Annotated in this window: 22 protein-coding genes and 1 pseudogene; 13 read left to right on the top strand and 10 right to left on the bottom strand. The window is 72.2% G+C overall.

The window, feature by feature from the left end; translation table 11 throughout:
* Positions 1-251 precede the first annotated feature (251 nt).
* The 7 genes from I6J71_RS28020 (at position 252) to I6J71_RS27990 (ending at position 10,179) form a co-directional block, all read left to right on the top strand.
* Complete coding sequence (locus I6J71_RS28020; RefSeq protein WP_239153951.1) at positions 252-2,144, top strand: alpha-L-fucosidase; 1,893 nt, start codon at positions 252-254, stop codon at positions 2,142-2,144.
* A gap of 32 nt (positions 2,145-2,176) precedes the next feature.
* Complete coding sequence (locus I6J71_RS28015) at positions 2,177-4,120, top strand: beta-N-acetylglucosaminidase domain-containing protein (protein ID WP_204089592.1); 1,944 nt, start codon at positions 2,177-2,179, stop codon at positions 4,118-4,120.
* 31 nt (positions 4,121-4,151) lie between these two features.
* Positions 4,152-5,981, top strand: a complete 1,830-nt coding sequence (locus I6J71_RS28010) for a beta-galactosidase family protein (RefSeq protein WP_239153950.1) — start codon at positions 4,152-4,154, stop codon at positions 5,979-5,981.
* A 101-nt stretch (positions 5,982-6,082) separates the two neighbouring features.
* Positions 6,083-6,556 (top strand): carboxymuconolactone decarboxylase family protein, encoded by a 474-nt coding sequence (locus I6J71_RS28005; RefSeq protein ID WP_204089590.1) that lies wholly within the window; start codon positions 6,083-6,085, stop codon positions 6,554-6,556.
* A 536-nt stretch (positions 6,557-7,092) separates the two neighbouring features.
* Positions 7,093-7,944 (top strand): amidohydrolase, encoded by an 852-nt coding sequence (locus I6J71_RS28000; protein ID WP_204089589.1) that lies wholly within the window; start codon positions 7,093-7,095, stop codon positions 7,942-7,944.
* Positions 7,937-8,827, top strand: a complete 891-nt coding sequence (locus I6J71_RS27995; RefSeq protein WP_204089588.1) for a hypothetical protein — start codon at positions 7,937-7,939, stop codon at positions 8,825-8,827. Before I6J71_RS28000 ends, I6J71_RS27995 begins: the two co-directional genes overlap by 8 nt.
* Before the next feature lie 53 nt (positions 8,828-8,880).
* Complete coding sequence (locus I6J71_RS27990; RefSeq protein ID WP_204089587.1) at positions 8,881-10,179, top strand: cation:dicarboxylate symporter family transporter; 1,299 nt, start codon at positions 8,881-8,883, stop codon at positions 10,177-10,179.
* 40 nt (positions 10,180-10,219) lie between these two features.
* On the opposite strand, the gene I6J71_RS27985 is transcribed toward I6J71_RS27990, so the two are convergent.
* Both I6J71_RS27985 and I6J71_RS27980 read right to left on the bottom strand, forming a co-directional pair.
* Positions 10,220-10,990, bottom strand: a complete 771-nt coding sequence (locus I6J71_RS27985; RefSeq protein ID WP_204089586.1) for a crotonase/enoyl-CoA hydratase family protein — start codon at positions 10,988-10,990, stop codon at positions 10,220-10,222.
* Positions 10,987-12,510 (bottom strand): AMP-binding protein, encoded by a 1,524-nt coding sequence (locus I6J71_RS27980; protein ID WP_204089585.1) that lies wholly within the window; start codon positions 12,508-12,510, stop codon positions 10,987-10,989. The genes I6J71_RS27985 and I6J71_RS27980 overlap by 4 nt, the downstream gene beginning before the upstream one ends.
* 56 nt (positions 12,511-12,566) lie before the next feature.
* Between I6J71_RS27980 and I6J71_RS27975 the strand changes: the two genes are divergently transcribed.
* The gene (locus I6J71_RS27975) at positions 12,567-13,109 is read left to right on the top strand and encodes a TetR/AcrR family transcriptional regulator (protein WP_204089584.1); all 543 of its coding nucleotides are present in this window, start codon (positions 12,567-12,569) and stop codon (positions 13,107-13,109) included.
* 2 nt (positions 13,110-13,111) lie between these two features.
* On the opposite strand, the gene I6J71_RS27970 is transcribed toward I6J71_RS27975, so the two are convergent.
* Together I6J71_RS27970 and I6J71_RS27965 are read right to left on the bottom strand one after the other, a co-directional pair.
* Positions 13,112-14,014 (bottom strand): serine hydrolase, encoded by a 903-nt coding sequence (locus I6J71_RS27970; RefSeq protein ID WP_204089583.1) that lies wholly within the window; start codon positions 14,012-14,014, stop codon positions 13,112-13,114.
* Positions 14,011-14,904 carry a LysR family transcriptional regulator gene (locus I6J71_RS27965; protein WP_239153949.1) on the bottom strand — a complete coding sequence of 298 codons (894 nt, stop codon included), beginning with the start codon at positions 14,902-14,904 and terminating at the stop codon, positions 14,011-14,013. Before I6J71_RS27965 ends, I6J71_RS27970 begins: the two co-directional genes overlap by 4 nt.
* Positions 14,905-14,952: 48 nt before the next feature.
* Between I6J71_RS27965 and bla (I6J71_RS27960) the strand changes: the two genes are divergently transcribed.
* The 3 genes from bla (I6J71_RS27960) to bla (I6J71_RS27950) all read left to right on the top strand — a co-directional run bounded on the left by bla (I6J71_RS27960) (position 14,953) and on the right by bla (I6J71_RS27950) (position 17,683).
* The gene (gene bla / locus I6J71_RS27960) at positions 14,953-15,891 is read left to right on the top strand and encodes a class A beta-lactamase (protein ID WP_204089581.1); all 939 of its coding nucleotides are present in this window, start codon (positions 14,953-14,955) and stop codon (positions 15,889-15,891) included.
* 332 nt (positions 15,892-16,223) lie between these two features.
* On the top strand, positions 16,224-16,754 hold the full coding sequence (locus I6J71_RS48990; RefSeq protein WP_239153948.1) for a D-alanyl-D-alanine carboxypeptidase family protein: 531 nt from the start codon (positions 16,224-16,226) through the stop codon (positions 16,752-16,754).
* 11 nt (positions 16,755-16,765) lie between these two features.
* The gene (gene bla / locus I6J71_RS27950; protein WP_239153947.1) at positions 16,766-17,683 is read left to right on the top strand and encodes a class A beta-lactamase; all 918 of its coding nucleotides are present in this window, start codon (positions 16,766-16,768) and stop codon (positions 17,681-17,683) included.
* A gap of 2 nt (positions 17,684-17,685) precedes the next feature.
* On the opposite strand, the gene I6J71_RS27945 is transcribed toward bla (I6J71_RS27950), so the two are convergent.
* The 6 genes and pseudogenes from I6J71_RS27945 to I6J71_RS27920 all read right to left on the bottom strand — a co-directional run bounded on the left by I6J71_RS27945 (position 17,686) and on the right by I6J71_RS27920 (position 22,129).
* The gene (locus I6J71_RS27945; RefSeq protein WP_255570913.1) at positions 17,686-17,820 is read right to left on the bottom strand and encodes a LuxR C-terminal-related transcriptional regulator; all 135 of its coding nucleotides are present in this window, start codon (positions 17,818-17,820) and stop codon (positions 17,686-17,688) included.
* 416 nt (positions 17,821-18,236) lie between these two features.
* Positions 18,237-18,602, bottom strand: coding sequence for an RNA-binding S4 domain-containing protein (locus I6J71_RS27940; RefSeq protein WP_204089578.1), 366 nt, complete (start codon positions 18,600-18,602; stop codon positions 18,237-18,239).
* Between the two features lie 61 nt (positions 18,603-18,663).
* Positions 18,664-19,299 carry a TetR family transcriptional regulator gene (locus I6J71_RS27935; protein WP_204089577.1) on the bottom strand — a complete coding sequence of 212 codons (636 nt, stop codon included), beginning with the start codon at positions 19,297-19,299 and terminating at the stop codon, positions 18,664-18,666.
* 1 nt (position 19,300) lies between these two features.
* Positions 19,301-20,535, bottom strand: a pseudogene (locus tag I6J71_RS27930) (NAD(P)/FAD-dependent oxidoreductase).
* Between the two features lie 2 nt (positions 20,536-20,537).
* Positions 20,538-20,729 (bottom strand): ferredoxin, encoded by a 192-nt coding sequence (locus I6J71_RS27925; RefSeq protein WP_204089576.1) that lies wholly within the window; start codon positions 20,727-20,729, stop codon positions 20,538-20,540.
* Complete coding sequence (locus I6J71_RS27920) at positions 20,729-22,129, bottom strand: fatty acid desaturase (RefSeq protein WP_204089575.1); 1,401 nt, start codon at positions 22,127-22,129, stop codon at positions 20,729-20,731. The genes I6J71_RS27925 and I6J71_RS27920 overlap by 1 nt, the downstream gene beginning before the upstream one ends.
* A 148-nt stretch (positions 22,130-22,277) precedes the next feature.
* Between I6J71_RS27920 and I6J71_RS27915 the strand changes: the two genes are divergently transcribed.
* Positions 22,278-23,069 carry a class I SAM-dependent methyltransferase gene (locus tag I6J71_RS27915; protein ID WP_204089574.1) on the top strand — a complete coding sequence of 264 codons (792 nt, stop codon included), beginning with the start codon at positions 22,278-22,280 and terminating at the stop codon, positions 23,067-23,069.
* A 37-nt stretch (positions 23,070-23,106) separates the two neighbouring features.
* On the top strand, positions 23,107-23,877 hold the full coding sequence (locus tag I6J71_RS27910) for a TetR family transcriptional regulator (RefSeq protein WP_239153945.1): 771 nt from the start codon (positions 23,107-23,109) through the stop codon (positions 23,875-23,877).
* Positions 23,878-23,886 lie beyond the last annotated feature (9 nt).

Below are 23,886 nucleotides of genomic sequence, written 5' to 3'. Positions count from 1 at the left end.
CCCGGAACCCATCGGAGGACTGACCTCCCCCGAACGTCGGCCGGGACCTGCGTTTTCCGGTCAGTTAACGCCATCAACCAGGAGTGAACAACGATTGACGCAGTCGGACAACGATCGGACAGTTGCACACACCTCCCCTGAGTAGGTCTAGACATCCGATGGATTTCGCACCTAATGTGCTGGGCGATCCACCAGCTCGTCGCCGGCCGCCACCGGGGCAGGCGGCCGCGCGAACTCGTCAGGAGGAGCACGTGCCGATCTCGCCGCGCCGGAGCCTTGTTCTGGCCGCACTGTTGACCGTCGCCGCCGGCTCGGCCGTGCCCGCGACCGCCGCCCAAGCAGACCGAGCAATCCAAGCCGTGCAGCCGGACCGCGGCTGCACGGGACCGATCAAGACCGCGACCATCATGACCGTCGAACCCTGCGACGGGATGGACCGCGTGCTCACCAAAGCGGCCGCCGTCGTGCCGCGGCCCGGCCAGCTCGCGTGGCAGCAGCGGCCCGTCACCGCGTTCACGCACTTCGGCATGAACACCTTCACCGACCGCGAATGGGGCTCCGGTGCGGAGAAGGAATCGACGTTCGCCCCGTCCGCCGTGGACACCGACCAGTGGATGCGCTCGCTCAAGGCCGCGGGAGTCACGCAGGTGATGCTCACCGCCAAGCACCACGACGGGTTCGTGCTCTACCCGACCCGTTACACCAACCACTCCGTGGTCGCGAGCCCGTGGTGGGTCAGCCCCGGCTGTACCGGCGCCGACGCCGCCCGCCAGGCCGCACAGGCCAGCCGCACGCAGGACCCGTCGGCCTTCTGGCAGGCCCGCGACGCGGGCTGCGCCAACCCGCGCGGCGACATCCTGCGCGACTACGTCGACTCCGCCCGAAAAGCGGGCCTCAAGGTCGGCGTCTACCTTTCGCCCGCCGACGGCGCGGAACTGCCCGCGAGCTTCTTCGCCGATGAGGTCAAGCGCGTCGAGGCGAAGGTCGCCGCGGGGCAGCCGCTGAGCATCGAAGAACAGGCCACCTACGACGACCGCGCCGGCGCGCCGCAGGGCCAGGGCCGTTACGGCACCGGCAGCGCGGTGAAGCAGCGCACCATCCCGACGCTCGTACCGGACGACGACCGCGCCGCCGCGCTGGCCGCCGGCAAGCTGCCGCGCTTCAGCGTGACCGAGGACGACTACAACACCTACTACCTCAACCAGCTCTACGAGCTGTTCACCCAGTACGGCCCGATCGACGAGCTGTGGCTCGACGGCGCCAACCCCTGGCGCGACAACGGGATCAGTGAGAACTACGACTTCACCACGTGGTTCTCGATGATCCACGCGCTGTCGCCGGACACCGTGACCTTCGCCGGTCCCGCCGGCGTGCGCTGGGTGGGCAACGAGTCCGGCCAGGCCCGCACCACGGAGTGGAGCCCGCTGCCGATGTCGGGCGACCCGAACACCGCGCACAACGAAGAGCTGTTCCTCGGCGGCGCGACGGCCACCGACCTCGGTTCGCGCCAGGTCCTGGCCGACCCGTCCGTGCGCTACCTGCAGTGGGCCCCGGCCGAGTCCGACGTCTCGATCCGCCCCGGCTGGTTCTTCCACCCCGATGAACAGCCGAAGACCGCCGCACAGCTCGTCGACCTCTACCGCCGCACGGTCGGCCGCAACTCGTCGCTGCTGCTGAACGTCCCGCCCGGGCCGGACGGCGAGCTCGCTCCCGCCGACGTCGCGGCGCTGGCGGCGTTCGGGAAGTCCGTCGCCGCCACGCAGGTCGACCTCGCGCAGCCGCGGCCCGGTGACAAGGCCGTCGCCGCGGTCACCGACGGTTCGCTCGCCACGTCGTGGACCCCGCCCCACGGGGCACTGGCCGGCACCCTCGACGTGCCGCTCGCGAAACCCGCGACGTTCGACCAGCTCCGGCTCGGTGAGGACATCACCCGCGGCCAGCACGTCGAGGGTGCGACGGTGCAAGCCGAGGTGAACGGCACGTGGCAGACGCTCGGCACGGTCACCACCATCGGCTACACCCGCCTGCTGACGCTGTCCGCGCCCGTGACCACGAACCACCTGCGCGTGGTGATCACGCAGGCCCGTGCCACGCCGTACCTGTCGACCTTCGCGCTCTACCGCACCGTCCCGCCCGCCGCCTGACCCGGCCCGACCCCGAACCGAGGGACCCCCGCATGACCGCACGCTCCCGTACCCGCCGCCTCGCCGCCGTCCTGGCGGCCGGGGCCTCGATCGCGGCGCTCGCCACCGCGACGCAACCCGCCGCGGCCGCGCCCGAGCAGCACGCGCTGCCGATCGTCACCCCGACCCCGCAGTCGCTCGGCCGCGATTCGGGCGACGTCCCCGTTTCCGACGAAGTCGTGCTCGTCGCCGACTCCGGAACCGACGCCGCGGCCAGGGACCTCGTCACGGCCCTGCTGCGCGAACACGGCGCGCGGAAGGTGACCGTCGTCGCGCCCGGCCGCGAACCCCGCCACAGCCACGCACTCGTGGTCCGGCTCGGTGGCGCCGGGCGCGCCGACGTCACCCGCGCCGTGCCAGTGCCCGACCAGGCCGAGGGCTACGCGCTGAGCACCGCGGGCGGCGAGATCGTGATCGGCGGCCGCGACGGCTCGGGCCAGTACTACGGCGCGCAGACGCTGCGGCAGCTGTTCGTCCCGTCCGGCCACGGCTGGGCGATCAGCGGCGTCGCCGTGCGCGACTGGCCGAACATGAGCCTGCGCGGCTCGATCGAAGGTTTCTACGGCCCGCCGTGGAGCACGGCGGACCGGTTGCGGCAGATCGCGTTCCTCGGCGAGGTCAAGGCCAACACCTACGTCTACAGCGCCAAGGACGACGCCTACCTTCGTGCGCAGTGGCGCGATCCGTACCCCGCCGGTGAACTCGCCACGCTCGGTCAGCTGGTGCAGTCGGCGACCGCGCACCACGTCGACTTCACCTACGCGCTCTCGCCCGGCGTGTCGATCTGCTTCTCCTCGCCCGACGACATCGCCGCGGTGAAGGCGAAGCTGCAGTCGGTGTACGACCTGGGCGTGCGGTCGTTCTCGATTCCGTTCGACGACATCTCCTACACCAAGTGGAACTGCGCCGCTGACCAGACCACGTTCGGCACGCCCGGGCAGGCGGCCGCGGGCAAGGCGCAGGTGTCGCTGCTGAACGCGATCACGACCGGCTTCATCAAGACCCACGACGGCGCGCGGCCGCTCCAGACGGTGCCCACGGAGTACAGCGACCTGAAGGATTCCCCGTACAAGACGGAGCTGCGCGAGAACCTCGACCCGTCGGTCGTCGTGCAGTGGACGGGCACCGACGTGGTCCCGCCGAGCGTCACGACCGATGAGGCGCAGCAGGTGTCCACAGTGTATGGACGCAAGGTGTTCCTGTGGGACAACTACCCGGTCAACGACTACGAGCAGTCGGCCGGACGGCTGTTGCTCGCGCCGTACGCGCAGCGCCAGGCCGGGCTTTCGCAGTACCTCAACGGAATCGTCGCGAACCCGATGAACCAGGAGGCGGCCAGCGAGGTCGCCGAGTTCGGCGCGACCGACTTCGCGTGGAACGATGCGGGCTACTCGCCGGAGCGGTCGTGGCCGCAGGCGCTGGCGCGGCTGGCGGGCGGAGACGCGCGGGCGAGTGCGGCACTGGCGGTCTTCGCCGACCTCGAGCACCTCGCGCCGACGTTCGGCCCGACGCCGTGGCAGCCGCAGGCACCGGTGCTGGCGGCGAAGACGAAGGCGTTCTGGCAGCGGTGGAACGCCGGTGACCACCGCCGTTCCATGGCCGATCTGCGCGCGTACGCCGTGCAGATCCGCGACGCCGCGAAGGTGATCCGGGGCGGCCACGTGGCGAGCGCGTTCGTCGACGAAGCGTCGCCGTGGCTCGACGCGAGCACCTACTGGGGCGGTGCGCTCGTCGACCAGCTCGACGCCCTCGCCGCCTCAGCTCGCGGCGACGACCAGGCGGCCCAGCGGCTCACCGCGTCCGCCGACGCGCTCGTGACGAAGGCGCAGGCCGTGAAGACCGGGAACACCAACCGGTGGGGCGTGCGCCAGGCGCTCGTCGGCGACGGTGTGCTCGACGCGGTGATCACCCAGGCCCGCGCCGCGACGCTCGGCTGACCCCCCTGATCGGAGAACCTTCGTGAACCCAGTGAGCAGGCGGAGCTTCCTCGGTGGCGCGGCCGCCGGGCTGGCTGCGGCGAGCACCGTGTTCGCCGCACCGGCCGGGGCGGCGGGCCGCCGCGGGCTGACGGTGTCGGGCGAGCAGTTCCTGTTGGACGGCAAGCCCTTCCAGATCATCTCCGGCGCGATCCACTACTTCCGCATCCACCCCGAACAGTGGCGCGACCGGCTGCTGCGGTTGCGCGCGCTCGGCTTGAACACGGTCGAGACGTACGTGGCGTGGAACTTCCACCAGCCCCGGCCCGGCGCACCGGACTTCAGCGGCTGGCGCGACCTGCCGAAGTTCATCCGCACCGCGGGCGAGGTCGGGCTGCAGGTGATCGTGCGGCCCAGCCCGTACATCTGCGCGGAGTGGGAGTTCGGCGGGCTGCCGGCGTGGCTGCTGGCCGACCGCGACCTCGAGCTGCGCTGCGCCGAGCCGAAGTACCTCAAGGCCGTCGACGCGTGGTACGACCACCTCGTGCCGCGGCTGGCCCAGCTCGAAGCACACCGCGGCGGACCGGTGATCGCCGTGCAGATCGAGAACGAGTACGGCAGCTACGGCAACGACACGTCGTACCTGGCGCACCTGCGCGACAGCCTGCGCGCGCGCGGGTTGACGAGCCTGCTGTTCGCCGCGGACGGCGCGTCGGACTTCTTCATGCGTTTCGGTTCGCTGCCCGGCACGCTCGAAGTCGGTACCGGCGACGGAAACCCGGTGCCGAGCCTGGAGGCGATCAAGAAGTTCCAGCCCGGCGAGCCGGTCATGATGGCCGAATTCTGGGACGGCTGGTTCGACCACTGGGGCGAGCAGCACAACACGCGCGACCCGCAGCAGATGGCGGGTTACGTCGACACGATTCTGGCCACGGGCGCGTCGGTCAACCTGTACATGGCCTGTGGTGGCACGAATTTCGGCTTCACCAGCGGTGCCAACACATCCGGCACGACGTACCAGCCGACCGTCACGAGTTACGACTACGATTCGCCCGTCGGCGAGGCGGGGGACCTCGGCGCGAAGTTCACCGCGTTGCGCGCCGTGATCGGCAAGTACACGAAGCTGCCCTCGGACCCGCTGCCCGCCCGGTCGCCGCGGCTGGCCGCGCAGACGGTGACGCCGGACGCAGTGGCGTCGCTCCTCGACTCGCTGCCCGCGTTGTCGAAGGTGGTGCACTCGGTGCAGCCGCTGCCGATGGAGAAGGTCGGCCAGGCGACGGGGCTCATCCACTACCGCACGAAGGTGCAGGGGCCGCACAGCGGGACGGTCAGCATCCACGGCCTCGCCGACCGCGCGCTGGTCTTCGCCGGGGGAGAGCAGGTCGGTGTGCTCGACCGGAACACGCCCGACGCCACGGTGAACGTGACGTTCACCGAAGCGGAGAACCAGCTCGACATCCTCGTCGACACCAACGGCCGCGTGAACTACGGCCCGTACCTCGCCGACCGCAAGGGCATCGACGGGTGGGTCGCGATGAACACCCAGCAGAAGCTCTTCGGCTGGGAGATCCGGCCGCTGCCGCTCGACGATCTGTCCACAGTGCACTTCCGTGCGGGCACCGCACCCGCCGGGCCGGCCTTCCACCGGGCGTCGGTGACGATCGGCGAGCCGGCCGACGGGTTCGTCGCGTTGCCCGGGTGGGAGAAGGGGATCGTCTGGCTCAACGGCTTCAACCTCGGCCGCTACTGGAGCCGCGGCCCGCAGCGCACGCTGTACGCCCCGGCGCCGTTGTGGCGGCGTGGGCGCAACGAGCTGATCGTGCTCGAACTGCACCAGGCGGGCGCGTCGCTCGAGGTCCGGCCGGAGGCCGACTTGGGCTGAGACGCAGGTCACATTCGCCGCTGTCACAAGTTCCGGCGCCGGCTCGTCAATGCTGCGTAACCCGATGGCAGAAGCTTCGAGAGACGGCTGAGGAGCACACCATGGAAGCACGGCTGAACCTGTTCGAGAACGCGGTCGCCGGCAAGTTCCTGAAGTACATCGTCTCGGCGGACAAGGCCGTGCACGGCTCCGGCGTGCCCGCCGCGACGCAGGAGCTCGTGAAATTGCGCGCCAGCCAGATCAACGGCTGCGGCTACTGCACCGACATGCACTACAAGGACGCGATTGCCGCCGGGGAAGAGCCGACGCGCCTCAACCTCGTCGCGGCCTGGCGTGAGGCCACGGTCTTCACCGACGCGGAGCGCGCGGCCCTCGAGCTGGCAGAACAGGGCACCCGCATCGCCGACGCCGCGGGCGGCGTCACCGACGAGGCCTGGCAGGCCGCCGCGAAGCACTACGACGAGGACGCCCTCGCCGGCCTCGTCGCGCTGATCGCCCTGATCAACACGTTCAACCGGATGAACGTCATCACCCGGCAGCCGGCGGGTGACTACCAGGTCGGCATGTTCGGCTGACGCCCGTCCCGCCACGGCGAAGCCCCGGGTTCCGGACCTTCCGGAGCTCGGGGCTTCGTGCTGTCCCGTGTGGTCCGGTCCCACTGCTGAACGCTGGCGGTGCGTGGGTCCACCGCGCTGCGGCTTCGGGCCAGTCGGTGTGCGCAGCCGGTGCCCGCCGCTGTCGCGATCAAGGCCGCTGGGTGAACGGCCCGCGGCCACTTCTCGGCGCCGTGCCCGGGGCTGCCGCATGCCTTCGCCGCCGAGCCTGGCCGCGATCCCGGCAAAAGCCGATCCTTGCGGCATCCTCCTCGTCGCGAGCGCCCGGCACCGATTTGTCACCATGGCCTCGCCCGCCATTCCCGCACCGCCCCTGACCAGCTCGCTGTCCGTCCACGCAACACTGCGCACCGTCGTGCCGACGAAATCGTTCCCACAATCTCGTACGAGATTGTTAACAATCGTGTATGGTCCCGGACTGCCGGAGCGCGCGGGTTCCGGGGCCGGGTCGCCGAGGACCCGGTGCTGCGCCGTCCCCCCGGCTCACAGGAGGTTTGATGGACATCATCGACACGCACACCCACGTCATCTCCCCGGACGCGGAGCAGTACCCGGTCGACCCGATCGGGGGGAAGCAGTCCGAGTGGTCGAAGGCCCACCCCGTGGACATCGAAGGCCTGGTGCGGGCCCTCGACGACGCCGGCATCGCGAAGGCCGTGGTGGTGCAGGCGTCCACCGTCTACGGGCACGACAACCGCTACGTCGCCGAGGCGCTGCGGCGCCACCCCGACCGCTTCGCCGGCGTCTACTCCATAGACGCGATGGCCCCTGACGCCGTCGAGCGGATCGACCACTGGCAGGGCCTGGGCTTCTCCGGCTTCCGCCTCTTCACCACCGGCACCACCATGCCCGGCCAGGCCGACTGGCTCGGCCACGAGGACTCGTTCCCCGCCTGGGCCCACGCCGAGCAACACGACATCCCGGTATGCCTGCAGATGACCATCCAGGGTCTGCCCAAGCTGCGCGAACTGCTCGACCGCTTTCCGAAGGTCCGCGTGCTGCTCGACCACTGCGCGCGCCCCGACCTGTCCGACGGCCGTCCCTACCGCCTGGCCAAGGACCTGTTCGACCTCGCCGCCTACCCGGGCGTGCACCTCAAGCTCACCCACCGCGCGCTGGCCGCGGCGGAGAAGGGCGCGTCGACCGTCAAGGACTTCCTCACGGACCTGGTCGCGGCCTACGGCGCGAACCGCCTCGTGTGGGGTTCGAACTTCCCCGCCGCCGAGGGCCGGCTGCCCGACCTCCTCGCCGAGGCCCGCGAAACCGTTTCCGTGCTGCCGGATGCCGACGTGCGGCAGATCTTCGGCGGGACCGCGGCCGTGTTCTACCCGGGAGGGAACCGTGCCTGAGCCGACCGTCCTGCGGACCGTCCTCGCCGACTACCCGCACACCCAGCCGCTCAAGAACGGCGAGGTCACCAGCGACGCGGTCACGCTCGACTTCCACGCCGTCAAGCCCGTGCACAAGGCGTTCGCGCCGATGGTCCGCGACGAGGCCTACGACCTGAGCGAGCTCGCGATCGTCACGGCCCTGCAGGCGATCGCCTACGGCCGCCCGGTCGTGCTGCTGCCCGCCGTCGTCGCGTCGAGGTTCCAGCGCGGCTGCCTCATCGCCCACGCGGCACGGCCGGTGAAGCCCGAGGAGCTCAAGGGCAAGACCATCGGCGTCCGGGCGTTCACCCAGACCACGGGCATGTGGGTGCGCGCGCACCTCACCGGGGACTTCGGTCTCGCCTCGCGCGACATCCGCTGGCTCACTCGCGACGGCGCCCACGTCGCCGAGTACGAGGACCCGGACTTCGTCGAGCACGGCGTCGGCGACGCGAGCCTGCCCGACCTGCTGCGCGAAGGCCGCATCGACGCCACCATCCTCGGCAACGACCTGCCCGAAGGCGACGAGTTCGTGCGGGTGATCCCCGACGCGCGCGCCCGCGACGAGCAGTGGTGGCGCGAGCACGGGTTCATGCCGATCAACCACATGGTGGTCGCCGGCGCCACCGTGGCCCGCGACAACCCGGCCGCCGTCCGCGAGGCCTACGAGCTGCTGCTCCGCGCCGACGCCACCGTCGAGCGGCCCGAGGGTGAACCGCGCCCGACGCTGTTCGGCTTCGACCGCCTGCGGGGCCCCGTCGAGCTGATCGTCGACGCGTGCCTCGAACAGGGTTTGCTCCCGCGCCGCCTCGACGCCGACGAGGTGTTCGCGCCGGCCAAGGCCGTCCTCGGCGACGTGTAGCACCACCCCGGCGTGTGCCGGCACCGGAGATTCAACGGAGAAACCGGAAGACGATGAGTGAAACCACCTCGGCGGGCGCCCCCGGGCAGACCCGCAAGCGCAAGCCGTTCTACACCGACCTGACCTTCCAGGTCGTCGCCGGCGTCGTCGCCGGCGTGCTCGTGGGCGCGCTCGCGCCCTCGGTCGGCCACCACGTCGACTTCCTCGGCGACATCTTCATCCACCTCATCCAGATGGTCGTCGGACTGATCATCTTCTGCACCGTCACCCACGGCATCGCGAGCGTGCGCGACCTCGGCAAGGTCGGGCGCATCGCGGTGAAGGCCATCGTGTACTTCGAAGTGATCACCACGGTCGCGCTCGTGCTCGGCCTCGTCGTGGTCAATGTGCTGCGCCCGGGCGAGGGCATGAACATCGACCCGTCGTCGCTGCACGCCCCGGCTTCCGCGGCGCCGGCGAAGTCGGAGGGCTTCGACGATTTCCTCGTGAGCCTCGTGCCGACCTCGGCCGTCGACGCGTTCGCCAAGGGCGAGATCCTGCAGGTGCTGGTGTTCTCGGTCCTGTTCGCGTGCGGGCTCGCGGCGCTGGGTGAGAAGGCTCAGCCGGTGCTGAACATCGTCGGCACCGTGCAGCAGTCGCTGTTCTGGATCATCAAGAAGGTCATGCGCCTCGCGCCGTTCGCGGCGTTCGGCGCCATCGCCTTCACGGTGTCGAAGTACGGACTGTCCACGTTGCTGCCGCTCGGCAAGCTCGTGGGCGTGTTCTACCTGATCGTGGTGCTGTTCTTCGTGCTCGTGCTGTGGCCGGTCTCGCGCTACGCCGGGGTCAGCCTGTGGAAGGTGCTGCGCTACTTCCGCGCGGAGCTGGTGCTGGTGCTCGGCACGAGCTCGTCGGAGAGCGTCTTCCCGCAGCTCACGGCGAAGCTCGAGAAGCTGGGCGTCGACGAGCCCGTGGTCGGCCTCGTGCTGCCCACCGCCTACAGCTTCAACCACGACGGCACGTGCCTGTACTTCGCCGCGGTCAGCGTGTTCCTCGCGCAGGCCACAGGCACCGACCTGAGCTGGCAGGCTCAGCTGGGTCTCCTGGTCGTGCTGCTCCTCACCTCGAAGGGCGGCGCGGGTGTGTCCGGCTCGGCGATCGCCGTGCTGGCCCTGACCTTGGCGGCCACGCACACGATCCCGGTCAGCAGCATCGCGCTCGTGCTGGGTGTCCACAGTGTCCTCTCGGCCGCCTTCGTGTTCACCAACATCGCCGGCAACTGCGTGGCCACGCTCGTCGTGGGCAAGTGGGAAAAGGCGATCGACCGCGTCACACTGCACCGAGAACTCGACGCGGGCTACGTGGCCGCGTGATCGACCCGGTGGGGCGCCGGTTCGGCGGCGCCCCACCCGGTCAGCTGTCGAACGAACCGTGCCGGCCGGCGCCGCGGGCGAAGCGGGTGGCGCCGGCCGCCGTGTCGGTGGCGAGGGAGACGCGGCCGTGCGCGAATTCGTTGGCCAGGGCGGACTCTTCGCTCGCGCCGTGTTGTTCGAGGACGGACGCGCGGTCCTCGCGCAGGCAGGTCTGCGGGAACGCGGCGAGCGAATTCCCGAGTTCGACCGCGGCCTCCAGCGCCTGCCCCGCCGGGACGACGCGGTTGGCCAGGCCCATGCGCAGTGCCTCCTCGGCCGGGACCGGGCGGCCGGTGAGGATCAGGTCCATCGCGTGGCTCTGGCCGATCAGGCGCGGCAGCCGCACGGTGCCGCCGTCGATCAAGGGGACGCCCCAGCGCCGGCAGAACACGCCGAAGACGGCCGTGTCGTCGGCGACGCGCAGGTCGCACCACAGCGCCAGTTCGAGGCCGCCCGCCACGGCGTGCCCGCTGACCGCGGCGATGACCGGTTTGGCCAGGCGCAGGCGCGTGGGCCCCATCGGCCCGTCGCCCGTGGGTTCGACGCGGTTTCCCGAGCCCTCGCTGACGGCCTTGAGGTCGGCGCCCGCGCAGAACGTGCCCTCGGCACCCTGCAGCACGGCGACCGCGGCGTCCGCGTCGGCGTCGAAGGCGCGGAACGCGCCGGCCAGCGCCTCGGCGGTGGCGCGGTCCACGGCGTTGCGGCGCTCGGGCCGGTTGATCGTGACGATCGTGACCGGGCCCCGGCGCTCGACCAGGACGGTTTCGCTCATCGGTGTTCCTCCCACAACGGCTCCCGCAGCGCGCGGCGCAGGATCTTGCCGACGGCCGACTTCGGGATCGCGTCGACGACGCGCACGCTCTTGGGCACCTTGTACCCGGCGAGCAGGCCCCGCACGTGCGTGCGCAAGTCCTCTTCGGACACCGTCGCGCCGGGCCGCAGCGCGACGAACGCCGTCACGGCCTCGACCCAGGTCGCGTCCGGCGCGCCCACCACGGCCGACTCGGCGACGGCCGGGTGCGCGGCCAGTGCGTCTTCGACTTCGCGCGGGTAAACGTTGTAGCCGCCGGTCACGATCATGTCGCTCGCGCGGTCGACCAGGTACAGGTAACCGCGCTCGTCCGCACGGGCCAGGTCGCGCGTGCGGATCCAGCCGTCGACGAGCGTCTGGGCGGTGAGCTCCGGCGCGTCGAGGTAACCGCTCATCGTGAACGGGGCCCGCACTCGGATCTCGCCGATCTCACCGGCGGGCACGGGATTGCCGTCGGGATCGGTGAGCACGACCTCCGCGTCGACCGCCGGGTGGCCACACGAACCGAGCAGGTCGCCGACGTGATCGGCCTTGCCGAGCACCGTCGCGCACAGCGGCGCCTCGGTCTGCCCGTAGTACTGCACGAACCTCGGCCCCAGCCGCTCCAGCGCTTCGCTCAGCAGCGGCCGGGGCATGGGGCTCGCGCCGTAGGCGATCGTGTCCAGAGTGGACAGATCGGCGGTGTCCAGGGTGCCTCCGGCCAGCAGCATGCCGAGCATGGTCGGCACGAGGTTGATCTCCGTGATCCGGTGCCGCGCGATCGCATCCGCGTAGGACCCGGGGTCGAAGCCGGGCAGGACCACGGCCTGTCCACCGCGGATCCAGTACGGCAGCACGAACGTGCCGCTCGCGTGGATCAGTGACGCCGCGTGCAGCATCGCCGAATCCCGGCCGGGGGACAGGAAGTTGGCGAGGATGTTGGCCGTGATGGCGGCGAAGCTGGCCTGCGTGTGCTGCGCGGCCTTGAGCGTGCCGGTGGTGCCCGAGGTGTAGAGCGCGAGCACGACGTCCTCCGGCGCCACCACGATCCGCGGATCTGCCGCTGGGACGCGGTCGAGCTCCGTCACGAGGTCGAGGTCCTGCGCGCGCTGCCGGTCGCCGAGGCCGGCCAGCCGCAGCCCGTCGAGCGCCTCGGCCAGTGCCACCGCGCGTTCGGCGAGCGGCGCGCTGTAGACCAGCAGCGTCACGCCGGCCTCGGCGAGCATCCGGGATTGTTCGGCGACGGCGAGGCGCGGGTTGAGCGGCACGCGGGTCACGCCGGCCTTGAGACAGGCGAAGTCCAGCGGGACGGACCACTCGCCGTTGTCGACCAGCAGCCCGACGCGGGTGTCGCGGCCGATGCCGGCGGAGAGCAATGCGTTGGTGAGTCGGCTGGCGCGCTCGTCGACCGCGGCGTAGCTGAACTCCCGGTCGCCGACGACCACGGCCGTCCGGTCCGCGAAACGCTGGGCACCCCGGCGCACCAACTCCACAGCGAGCATGCCGGGAGAGTTCCACAGTCCGTCTGGACTGTCAACGAGCCGAGTAGACTGCGCCGATGCCCACCACCCGCAGCGAACAACGAGCGCGGACCCGCGAGCACCTGCTGGAGGCAACCGTCGGGTGCCTGGTGGAGTTCGGCTACGCGGGCACCACCACCCAGCGCGTGCAGGAGCGGGCCGGGGTGTCGCGCGGCGCGCTGCTGCACCACTTCGGGTCCAAAGCGGACTTGTTCGTCGCCGCGATCCACCACATCGCCGAGCAGCAGCTGGTTCGGGTGCGCGCGGCCGGCGCGGGTGCCCGTTCGAAACGCGATCTCGTGACGGCGTTGCGTGAGGCGATGTCGGGATCGTTGTTCCTCGCGGGCCTCGAACTGTGGCTGGGCGCGCGCACCGATCCGGCTTTGCGCACGGCTCTGCTGCCGGCGGAACGCGAGCTGGGCCGCGAACTGCGGGAGACTTTCGAGTCCTTCGGGAACGATCGGATCGGCTACGAATCGCTGCTCGTGCTGCTTCGGGGGCTCGCGCTCACCAGCATCCTGCGCGACGACCCCGGAGTGGCCGACGCCATCGTGGACCGGTGGTTCGAGCGGATGGCCTGAGGTCAGTGCGACCGCAGGTGGTCGCGCAGCGTCCGGGCGACGCGGGCCATGAGGATCTCGGCTTCGGGCTGGATCGCCGCGGGGACCCGTGACTCGGTGAGCGCGGCGACCGCGAACACCTGACCGTCGGCGTGCTCGGCGACCCCGACCTCGTGCCGCAGGTTCAGCAGGGTCCCGGTCTTCGACGACCACTTCGTGGCGTCGGACCAGAAGTCGGGTGAAAGCCGTTGCCGCATCAGGTTCTGGGCCATCAGCTCGCGTACCCGCGCGGCCACCGCTTCGTCCACCTTGGACGGCCGCCACAGCGCTTCGAGCAGGCCGGTGTACGCGCGGGCCGACCCGGAGCTGGCGCGGCTGATGTCCAATTGCGACACCGGGTGCCCGCGGCCGGCGGTCCCGGCGCGGATGGCGAGTGAGTGGGCCAGGTGGATCTCTCCTGGCCCGAAGCGTTCGGCCGGTGTGTCGGCCAGCTCGCCCATCGGGTGCCGGACGGTGACGCCGTCGACACCCCACTCGCGCAGCATCCGCGTGACCTCGGCCGGCGGCGTGAGCTGGAACAGCGCGTCGGCCGCCGTGCCGTCGCTGATCGCCAGGCTCAGGTAGAGCAGGTCGTCGATCGCGACGCGCGCCGGGTGCCGGAAGCGGGCGAGGCCGGTGGGGCCGGGAGTGGTGACCCGGCCCGGCCGGACGTCGATCGGGGTGGCGCCGTCGAGCTCGCCGAGGCGGACGCGTTCGAGCGTCGCGGCGGCGAGCGGGACCTTGACCAGCGACGCGCTCGGGAACTCCAGATCGGGGTCGATGCCGAGCTCGCGGCCGGTGCGCAGGTCGCGCACCAGGAACGAGCCGCGCAGCCCGCCGTCGTCGAGTTCGGCGCGCAGCGTTCGCAGCAGGGCTTCGGTGCTCACCCGTCCTCCTCGTCGGTCGCGCCGAGGCAGCGGGCGAGACCGGCCCGCAGCTGCGTGCGCAGGTGCTGGGCATCTTCGCCGAGCGCGGCCGCGACGTCGAAGCCGCGCGCCAGGTCGAGCTCCCCGATCGGCCGCCAGCCGAGGCCCAGTTCGGTCGCTTGGACGACCGAGCACAGCAGCAGGTCGGCCGAGGAGTAGACGCCTGCCGCGGCGGCCGTCAGCGAATCGGCGACGGCGACCTGCGCGGGCTGCAGGCCGACGGCGTCGCGCACGCGGGAGACCCGGTCGCGGATGTGGGGCACGTCGTCCTCGGGCTGGATCCACACGCGGCGGCGCTCGGCCCTCGCGCCGCGCCCGGCCCGCAGCGTGTCGAGGTGGACGACGGGCGGGAGCGGCCGGCGCTCCGTGCCCGCGACACCGAGCGGGACCGTCCACAGGGCATCACCGGTGGGCACGGCGACGACCGCGGCCCGGACGTCGTGCGTGCGGACGAGCTCCGCGCGTTCCCCGGGCGGCGCCGGGCGGAACTCGAGGAAGACGCCGAGCGCGCGGGCCTCGGCGTCGAGCTCGGCCAGGTCGCGGGTGGTGCAGGTGTCCGGCACGGCCAGGCGCAGCGGCCGGAGCTTGGCGCGTTTGGCGTCGTGTTCCATCGCGTCGGCCAGGCGCACCAGCCGCCGCGCCGACGGCAGCAGGTCGCGGCCGAAGGGCGTCAGCTGTGCCCGGCGCGTCGCGCGGTCGAACAACCGCTCGCCGAGGTGGCGCTCGAGCGCAGCGATGCGGCGGCTCGCCACGGGCTGCGGGATGCCGGCCACCGCGGCGCCTGCGGTGAAGCTCCCGGTCTCGCTCACGCCGACGAACGCGCGGCAGCTGCCGATCAGGTCCACGAGCACACTGTATGCCCGTTCGGCATGGAAGTGGCCATTTCTGTCTTCGACAGCATGGAGGGGTTTCGTGAGACTGCGGATGCCGATCACTTCCGAAGGGGGATCTCGTTGCTTCGCAAGACTGTGCCGCTGGTGGCCCTCGCGCTGCTGGCGGGGTGTGCCGTGCCCGCGTCTCCGCAGGTCGCGCCGCCGACCACCCCATCGTCGGCGGCCGTTTCGAGCCACGACTTCGCGGACGTGGAGCGGACGTTCGGCGCCCGCCTCGGCGTGTACGCCCTCGACACCGGCTCTGGCCGCGAGGTCGCCTACCGCGCCGACGAGCGCTTCGCGTACGCCTCGACGCACAAGGTGTTCAGCTCTGCCGCGGTGCTGAAGAAGCTCGGCGTGGCCGGCATCGACCGCGTGGTGAAGTACACGCAAGCCGACGTCGTCTCCGCCTCGCCGATCACTTCGCAGCACGTCGCGGACGGCATGACGTTGCGCGCGGTCATGGACGCGGCCTTGCGCTACAGCGACAACACCGGCGCCAACCTCCTCTTCCGCGAACTCGGCGGCCCCCCGGCGCTGGGCTCGTGGCTCAGCTCGATCGGCGACCGGACGACCCACGTCGACCGCACCGAAACCACCCTCAACGAAAGCGCCCCCGGCGACGTCCGCGATACGACGACGCCACGCACGTGGGCACGCGATCTGCGCGCGGTGGTCCTCGGCTCGGTGCTGCCGCCGGACGCCCGCACCTTCCTGACCGACACCATGCGCGCCAATACCACCGGCGCCGCCACCATCCGCGCCGGCGTTCCGGCCGGCTGGCAGGTCGCCGACAAAACCGGCACCGCCGACCACGGCACCCGCAACGACATCGCGATCACCTGGCCCCCCGGCCGGGCCCCGATCGTCCTCGTGGTGCTCTCCGACCACCGCGCCGCGGACGCCACAACGGACGACGCGCTGATCGCCCGCGTCACGACCGCCGCGGTGAAGGCCTTGGGATGAGAAGGTTTTCCGGGGGATCGGTGTTGCCCGGCGCGCGTGCGCGCCCGGCCGGGCTGCTTCAGCGGGGCGGGTTGCCGCTCGATCGCGGTGCGGCCCGGCGGCGTGGAGTTCCCGCGCCGCGGGGGAAGTGGCCGTCGTGCTGTGCCGGATCGCCGGGGCGCGGCCAGTCGCGGCCAGAGGGACAACGCCGTCCGCATGCGCCGGGGCGCCTGCGAGTTGTCGCGTGCTGGTGGGGTTTGGTGTTCGCGCTGGGGTTGCGCAGGCTCTGCTCCCGGGAGCGGGGGCCCTGGCACGGCCGCGGTGCGCGCCGGCGTGCGCAGTCAGGGGAGCGGGTGCGGCGGCGTGACCGCGGCTACCGGGTGGTGACCCGGCTGCTGGCCTTCGTGCTGTGGCCGGCTGCCGCGCTCGTCGCGCCGCGGCGGGGGCGGCACCTCGCGTGCCAGTGGGCGCTCGCCGTCCGGTTCCCCGCCGAGGATCTCACCGGTCTGAGCCCCGGGACGCAGGCCGCGTTCGCCGCCGCCCGGGCGACGGCGCTGTGGCGGGACGGCGTTCTGCTCGGCCTCACGTCCGGCCACCGCGACGCCGGTGAGCAGGAGCGGCTCTTCGCCGCCGAAGTCCGGCGCGCCGGGTCCGCCGTCGCGGCGCGCCGGCGGACGTTGCCGCCGGGGGAGTCGTGGCACGTGCGGGGCAGGGCGGTGGACGTGCGCCCGCGCGAGGGGGCGCGGTGGCTGGAGGTCCACGGTGGACAGCACCGGCTCTACCGCGTGTACGACAACGAATGGTGGCACTTCGAGCACCACCCCGAAGGCCGCCCCCCGCGGCTGCCGCATCCGGGCAGCTGCCTGGCCGACGCCGAACAGTGAGGGGATCAGCTGTGAACCAGGGATTCGGCCGCCGGGTCCTGCTCGCCGGGGCGGTGGCCGTGCCGCTCGCCGGCTGCGCGAACGCGCCCGCTCGTGTCGCACCGGTCACGACGGCTCCCTCTCGCCCGGCGCCACCGAGCACCACCCGAGCGAGCACGGCCCCGCTCGAAGCCCTCGAACGCGAGTACGGCGCCCGCCTCGGGGTCCACGCCCTCGACACCGGCAGCGGCGCGGTCGTGGAGTACCGGGCGGGCGAGCGGTTCGCGTTCTGCTCCACCTTCAAGACGTTCGCCGTCGCCGCTGTCCTGCACCGGCGGCCACTGTCCTACTTGGACAGCACGATCAGGTACCCGAAGGCCGACGTCAACTCCGTCTCGCCCATCACCGAACACCACACGAGCATGACCGTCCGCGCACTCTGCGACGCGGCCATCCGCTACAGCGACGGCACCGCCGGCAACCTGCTCATGCGCGACGCCGGCGGCCCGCCCGGCCTCACGGCCTACCTGCGCACCCTCGGCGACGACGTCAGCCGCATGGACCAGTACGAACCGGACCTCAACCGCGATCGCCCCGATGATCCGCGCGACACCACGACCCCGCGCGCACTCGCCGCCGATCACCAGCGGGTCGTGCTCGGTGACGCCTTGCCGGCCGACCGCCGCGCGCTCGTCGAAGACTGGCTGAGCCGCAGCACCACCGGCGGGCAGACCATCGAAGCCGGCGTCCCCGCCACCTGGCGGGTGATCGGCAAAACCGGCCACGGCGACTACGGCCGCGTCAACGACGTCGCCGTCCTGCGCCCGCCCGGCTCGGCGCCCCTCGTCCTCGCGATCCTCTCCGACCGCCAGTCGTACGACGACCCGCCCCGCTACCCGCTGATCGCCGAAGCAGCGGCCTACGTCGTGTCCGTGCTCCGGCGGGGCTGATCTCAGGGACGGCCGACCAACGAGAACTCGTGCGCGACCGCCGCGGCTTCACCGCGCGTGTGGACACCCAGCTTCCGGAACACGCGCGCCAGGTGGAACTTCACCGTCGCCGGGATCAGGTGCAGGGTGGCCGCGATCTCCTGATTGCGCAGCCTTTCGCGAGGTGCACCAGCCTGGCTGGGCCAGCGGGGTCGTCCGGCTGCACCGCGGGACGCAGCTCGTCCTCAGCAGCGCGCTCGGCGCTCTGGGAGCTCGGGGCGAAGCCGCGCCGGTCGCCTGGGTCGCGCTCGTCGTGGTGTCCGGGGCGGTGTTCGGTGCCGGCCTCGGAATGGTCTACGCGGCGCTCGCGGGTCTGGTCGTCGGCGGTGTGCCGCCTGACCGCACGGCGTCGGCCACGGGCGTGAACGCCAACCTGCGCACCATCGGCGGGAGCATCGCGTCGCGGTGGTGTCGACGGTCGTCACCGCGCACGGCTACGAGGTCGGCTTCGGTCTCGTGGGGGTGTTCGCGCTGTGCGCGTGCGTGATCGCGGCGCGGATCCCGCGCACGTGACTCAGCCCCAGCGGGACCGGAACTCGTCCAGCACCCGGCGGTCCCGTTTCGTCGGCCGTCCGGCGCCGCGTTCGCGGTGAGCCACCGGGACCATCGCCTCGGGCGGCGGCTTCGGGGTGTGGTCGATGAGGCACTTGGCGGCCTCCGGCGCGCCGACGCGCTTCTCGATCACCCGCACGACTTCGACGACGCGCGTGTTCGTGCCGATGCGGGCGCGGACGCGGTCGCCGGGGACGACGGTGGTGGCGGGTTTCGCCGGGCGGTCGTTCACGCGCACGTGGCCGCCGCGGCAGGCGGCCGCGGCGTCGGAACGCGTTTTCGCCAGCCGCACGGCCCACAGCCAGCGGTCCACGCGAGTCGATTCCACGCCGTCCATCATGGCGCGGAGCGGCGCCCCGTGCCCAGGCGGGTCGGCGCGCCCGGGTGGGTCAGCGGACGCGGTGGCGCATCGGGCGGGCGGCCGACGTGCCCAGCACCCGCCCGGCGACCCAGGCCAGGGCGTCCGCGGTGCGTTCGGGTGTGTCCGACGGCTGCATCACGTGGCTCAGCACGGTCCGCACGACGAGGTCGATCATCACGGCGATCTGCTCGTCGTCCAGCGGCGGCTCGTACGAGCGCACGCGCTCGCCCAGCATCGTCTTCGCCTCGGTGAGCAGCGAGCCCGCACGCGTGGTCAGCAGCGGCAGCAGCTCGGTGTCCGTGCCGTGCGTGGCCGACGCGATGGCGCGCAGCAGGATGTTGTCCTCAGCGAGGTCGAGCACGGCGCGGATCGCCTCGTAGATCGCTTCGACCAGGTCACCGGGGTGGCGGTCGAACGCGGTGCGCACCACGGCGAGGAACCGGCCCAGCTCGTGGGAGATCATCACCTCGGCGAGCGCCGCCTTGGACCCGATCTCGTTGTACACGGTCTGCCGGCTCACGCCCGTGGCCTCGGCCAGCCGCGCCATCGTCACCGCCGCCCAGCCGTCGCGCGCGGTGAGCTCGATGGCCGCGGCGACGATCGGCTGCCGGTGCTGGCCGCCTCCGGGCGGTGCGGCCCGGAGTGCCCCGCTCATGATCGTCATTCTACGCGGCCCTCCGTGTGGTCCCGGCGAACTGCGCGGCCTCGTTCCACGGCGCTGCCGCGGCGATCCGCCTTCGGTACTTCATGATCTCCTTCGGCCTTTCGACGGTGAGCGCACCGGCGATCCGATCCCCCTGCCGGTACAGCGTGGTCAGCCCGGCCTCGGCCGGCACGGCCACCACGGCCTCGTCCGGCACGCGGCGAGCCGACGAACCGGATCCGGTGCCCGTACCAGTCCGACCAGAAGTACGGCACCGGCGGAAGGGGACGAGCCGAAGCGGGCTCGAGCGTGTGGCGCGCCGCTGCCGCTCCCTGCTCGGCGGCGGTCGTCCAGTGCTCGGCCCGCATCGGCTCGTCGTCGAAGAGCGGGGTTCACGACGTGCGCCACGTCGCCCGCAGCGGATACGCCCGGTGGGCCGGCGGCGAGCGTCGCGTCACACGCCAAGCCGCCGTCGCGCTCGTCCAGGCGCACCCCGCCGTCCCGCAGCCAGCCCGTGGCCGGCGCCGCACCGATGCCCGCCACGACGAGGTCGGCCGGCAGCACCTCGCCCGCCGCCACGACCCCGCTCACGGCGCCACCGCGCGTTGTGAACGCGGTCGCTTCGGCGCCGAGCCGCAATTCCGTGCCCGCCGCCCGGTGCCGGCCGGCGAGCGCCGCCCCGGCCGAAGCCCCGGCCGACCGCGCGAGCGGCACGTCCAGCGCCTCGACGATCGTCACGGGCAACCCGCGCTGGCGCGCCGCCGACGCGACCTCCGCCGCGATGAACCCGGCCCCGATGAACCCGGCCCCGATGAACCCGACCTCGATCACCTCGGTTTGCGCGTCCCGGTCGAGCGCGGCCCGCACCGCATCGCGTCCTCGCCCGTGCGCAGCGTGTGCACGCCGGGATCGGCGCCGGGGAACGGCCGCGTCGTCGCGCCGTTCGCGATCACCAATCCCTCGCAGGGGGCCGGCATGTCGTGCAGCACCTCCCGCGCGTCGGTGTCGAGCCCTCGCGCCGCCGTCCCGAGCCGCAACCGGACGCCGAGTTCGCCGCGCAGCGACGCTTCGCTGCGCGGCGACTCGATCCGGGCGGGGCCCGCCGCGCCGAGGAACGCCTTCGACAGCGGCGGGCGGTCGTAGGGCAGGGTGTTCCTCCGCGCCGATCAGCACGAGCCGGCCGCGATAGCCCGTCCGCCGCGCCGACTCGACCGCGCGCAGGCCCGCGAGTGACGCGCCGGTCACCACCAGCGTCATCGTCAGTCCCGCACCTTCAGCGCCAGCACCGGGCACGCGTCGGCCGCGGCCGTGAGGTCGGCCCGGTGCTCCTCACCCGGCGTCTCGTCGAGCACCACGACGGTGCCGTCGTCGCCCACCTCGAAGAAGTCCGGAGCCATCGCCTCGCACATGCCGAGGCCGTCGCACAACGCCCGATCCGCTTCGATCCGCATCACGCACCCACCTTTCCGGGAGCCACGAAGTCGACCTTCTCGCGCACCCCGCAGTCCGGGCAGCACCACGAGTCCGGGATCGCCGACCACGGAGTGCCGGCCGGGAAACCCTCACGCGGATCGCCGCGCTGCTCGTCGTAGACGTAGCCGCACCCCGGGCACACGCCGCCGTCGCGGGCGTCGCCGTGTGGGTCGGCCACGGCCTCGCCGGCGGCGGTGACGCGGGTTCCGGACCGCGCCAGCACCTTCGCGCGCTTGCGCGGCTGGAGGTTGGCGCGCGAGAGGTCGCCGTCGAAGTGGGCGAGCACCCGCGGATCCATCACGCGCCGCCAGACCGGCGGGATCAGCGCGAGCACGATCATCCCTGCGTACCCCGTGGGCAGCACCGGCGATTCGGCGAAGTCGCGCAGGGTCTGGTAACGCCGCGTCGGGTTCGCGTGGTGGTCGCTGTGGCGCTGCAGGTGGTAGAGCAGCACGTTGGTGGCGATGTTGTTGGAGTTCCAGCTGTGGCTCGGGTCCACGCGCTCGTAGCGGCGCCGCTCGGGCGGCCCGACCCGCTGCCGCAGCATCCCGTAGTGCTCCATGTAGTTCACGATCTCCAGCAGCGAGAAGCCGACCACGGCCTGGATCAGCAGGTACGGCAGGATGCCGGCGCCCAGCCACGCCACCATCGCCGCCCACAGCACCGCCGACATCAGCCACGCGTTGAGCACGTCGTTGCCGAGGCGGAAGGGGTGCTTGCCGCGGCGGGCGTAGCGCTTGCGCTCCAGCCGCCACGCCGAGGCCAGCGAGCCACCGACCGTGCGCGGCCAGAACCGGTAGAAGCTCTCGCCGACGCGGCTGGACGCGGGGTCCTCCGGCGTCGCGACGCGCACGTGGTGGCCGCGGTTGTGCTCGATGTAGAAGTGGCCGTAGAAACTCTGCGCCAGCGCGATCTTCGACAGCCAGCGCTCGTGGCTCTCCTTCTTGTGGCCCAGTTCGTGGGCGGTGTTGATGCCGATGCCGCCGATGCACCCGATCGACACGGCAAGCCCGATCTTGTCCGCGACGGTCAGCTCACCCCGGCTGATCAGCCAGCACGCGGCGACGAAGCCGACGTACTGGATCGGCAGGAACAGGTACGTGATCCAGCGGTAGTAGCGGTCGTTCTCGAGCCGTTCGATCACGTCGTCGGGCGGGTTGCTGCGATCGAGCCCGGCGGCCAGGTCGATCAGGGGCACGACCACGAGGATCACGATCGGCCCGATCCAGAACCACACACCCCAACCGGTGGCGGCGTGCAGCCCGATCGCCAGGAACGCGAGCGAGGGCACCACGAGCCCGATCAGCCACAGGTACCGCTTGCGGTCCGTCCACGACTCGGTCGACCCGGTGGGCACGGTGCCGACTGCTGGGCTCATCTCGTCCTCCTCCGTCAACGACGCTGTCGAGGTGATTGACAAGACGGTAAGCGATGTACACCACTCTTGACAAGAGAGCATCAAATGTAAAGCCACCCGGGCGAGCTGGTCCACTGTGGATGGTTGCCCCCGGGCGTACCGTCGGGTGATGGACGAGTGGTCGGCCGGAGCCGCCTACGAGCGCTACGTCGGCCGGTGGAGCCGGCGGGTCGCGGCCGCTTTCGTGGACTCGACGGTGGTGCCGCCGGGTGCGCACTGGCTCGACGTCGGGTGCGGCACCGGCGCGCTGACCGCGGCGGTGCTGGCCGCGGACGAACCCGCCTCGGTCGTGGGAGTGGACGCGGCGGCGCCGTTCGTCGCGTACGCCCGCCGGCGCGTCGCCGACCCGCGGGCGACGTTCGCGGTCGCCGACGCGCGGGCGCTGCCGGTGGCCGATCGCCGGTTCGACGCCGTCGTGAGCGGACTGGCGCTCAACTTCGTGCCGGAGCCCGCGCGGGCCGTGGCCGAGTGGCGGCGCGCGGCGAAGCCCGGGGCTGTGGTCGCCGCGTACGTGTGGGACTACGCCGACGGCATGGAGCTCATGCGCTGGTTCTGGGACGCCGCTGCGGTGCTCGACCCGGCGGTCGCCGAACTCGACGAAGGCCGCCGCTTCCCCCTCTGCCGTCCCGATCCGCTGAGTCGCTTGTGGACGGACGCCGGGCTGACGGGGGTGGTCGTGCGGGCGATCCAGGTGCCCACGGCGTTCGCCGGTTTCGACGACTACTGGTCCCCGTTTCTCGGCGGGCAAGGTCCCGCACCCGGCTACGCCGCCCGGCTGCCGGAAGACCACCTGCGCGCGCTGCGCGACCTGCTGCAGGCCCGGCTGCCGATCGCGGCCGACGGCTCGATCACCCTGACGGCCCGGGCGTGGGCGGTGCGGGGGAGCGTCGCACGCCGCTGACCGGTTTTTCGCGCGGGTTCGCCGTTATCCTCGGTGCGTGGGCGGGCGGACGGTCGACTGGGCGGCGTTGCGGGCCCCGCGGGACGAGGCCCCCGCGGCGGGCCTGCGCGAGCGCAAGAAGCGCGAGACCCGCCGCCTGCTGACCAACACCGCCACCGAGCTGTTCCTGGCCCGCGGCTTCGACGCCGTCCGCGTCGCCGACGTCGCGCAAGCGTGCGGAGTGTCGGAGAAGACCGTCTTCAACTACTTCCCCAGCAAGGAATCCCTCATCCTCGACCGCCCCGACGCGACGCTGGCCGCCCTGCGCGCGGAACTCGGCGACCCGGCGCGCGCCCCGGTCGAGGCGGTGCTGCGGATCCTCGCCGGCGAACTCGCCGCGTTCACGACCTGGCTCGACCACGAACGCGACCGCCGCGCCGCCGGCATCGGCTTCCGCCGCTACGGCGCGCTGATCCGCTCCACGCCGGCGCTGGCCGCGTACCAGCGGGACCTGGTCGACGAGCTGGTGGACCAGGCCACGCGGGTGCTCGCCGAGCGCTCGGGCCGGGACGCGGCCGACCCCGAGGCGCAGATCGCCGCGACCGCGCTGCTCGGGTTGTGGCAGGTGCAGTTCCGCAGCCTGGCCCGGCATGTCGACGCCGGCCGCACACCGGCGCGGATCCGGGGCGCGGTGACCACCGACGTGCTGCGCGCCGCGCGGCTGCTGGAAGCCGGTCTCGCGAGGTTCGGACCGCTGAAAAAACCGGGTGACGACGCTCTGTCGGGCAGACCGGCACGGACCACGCGCCGCGCACCTTCCGGGACTTGATCGTCCAGA

This window comes from Amycolatopsis sp. FDAARGOS 1241 (assembly GCF_016889705.1).
GTDB lineage: Bacteria > Actinomycetota > Actinomycetes > Mycobacteriales > Pseudonocardiaceae > Amycolatopsis.
Note: the sequence above shows the minus strand (reverse complement) of the source record. Positions and strands in the feature narration are given on the sequence as shown.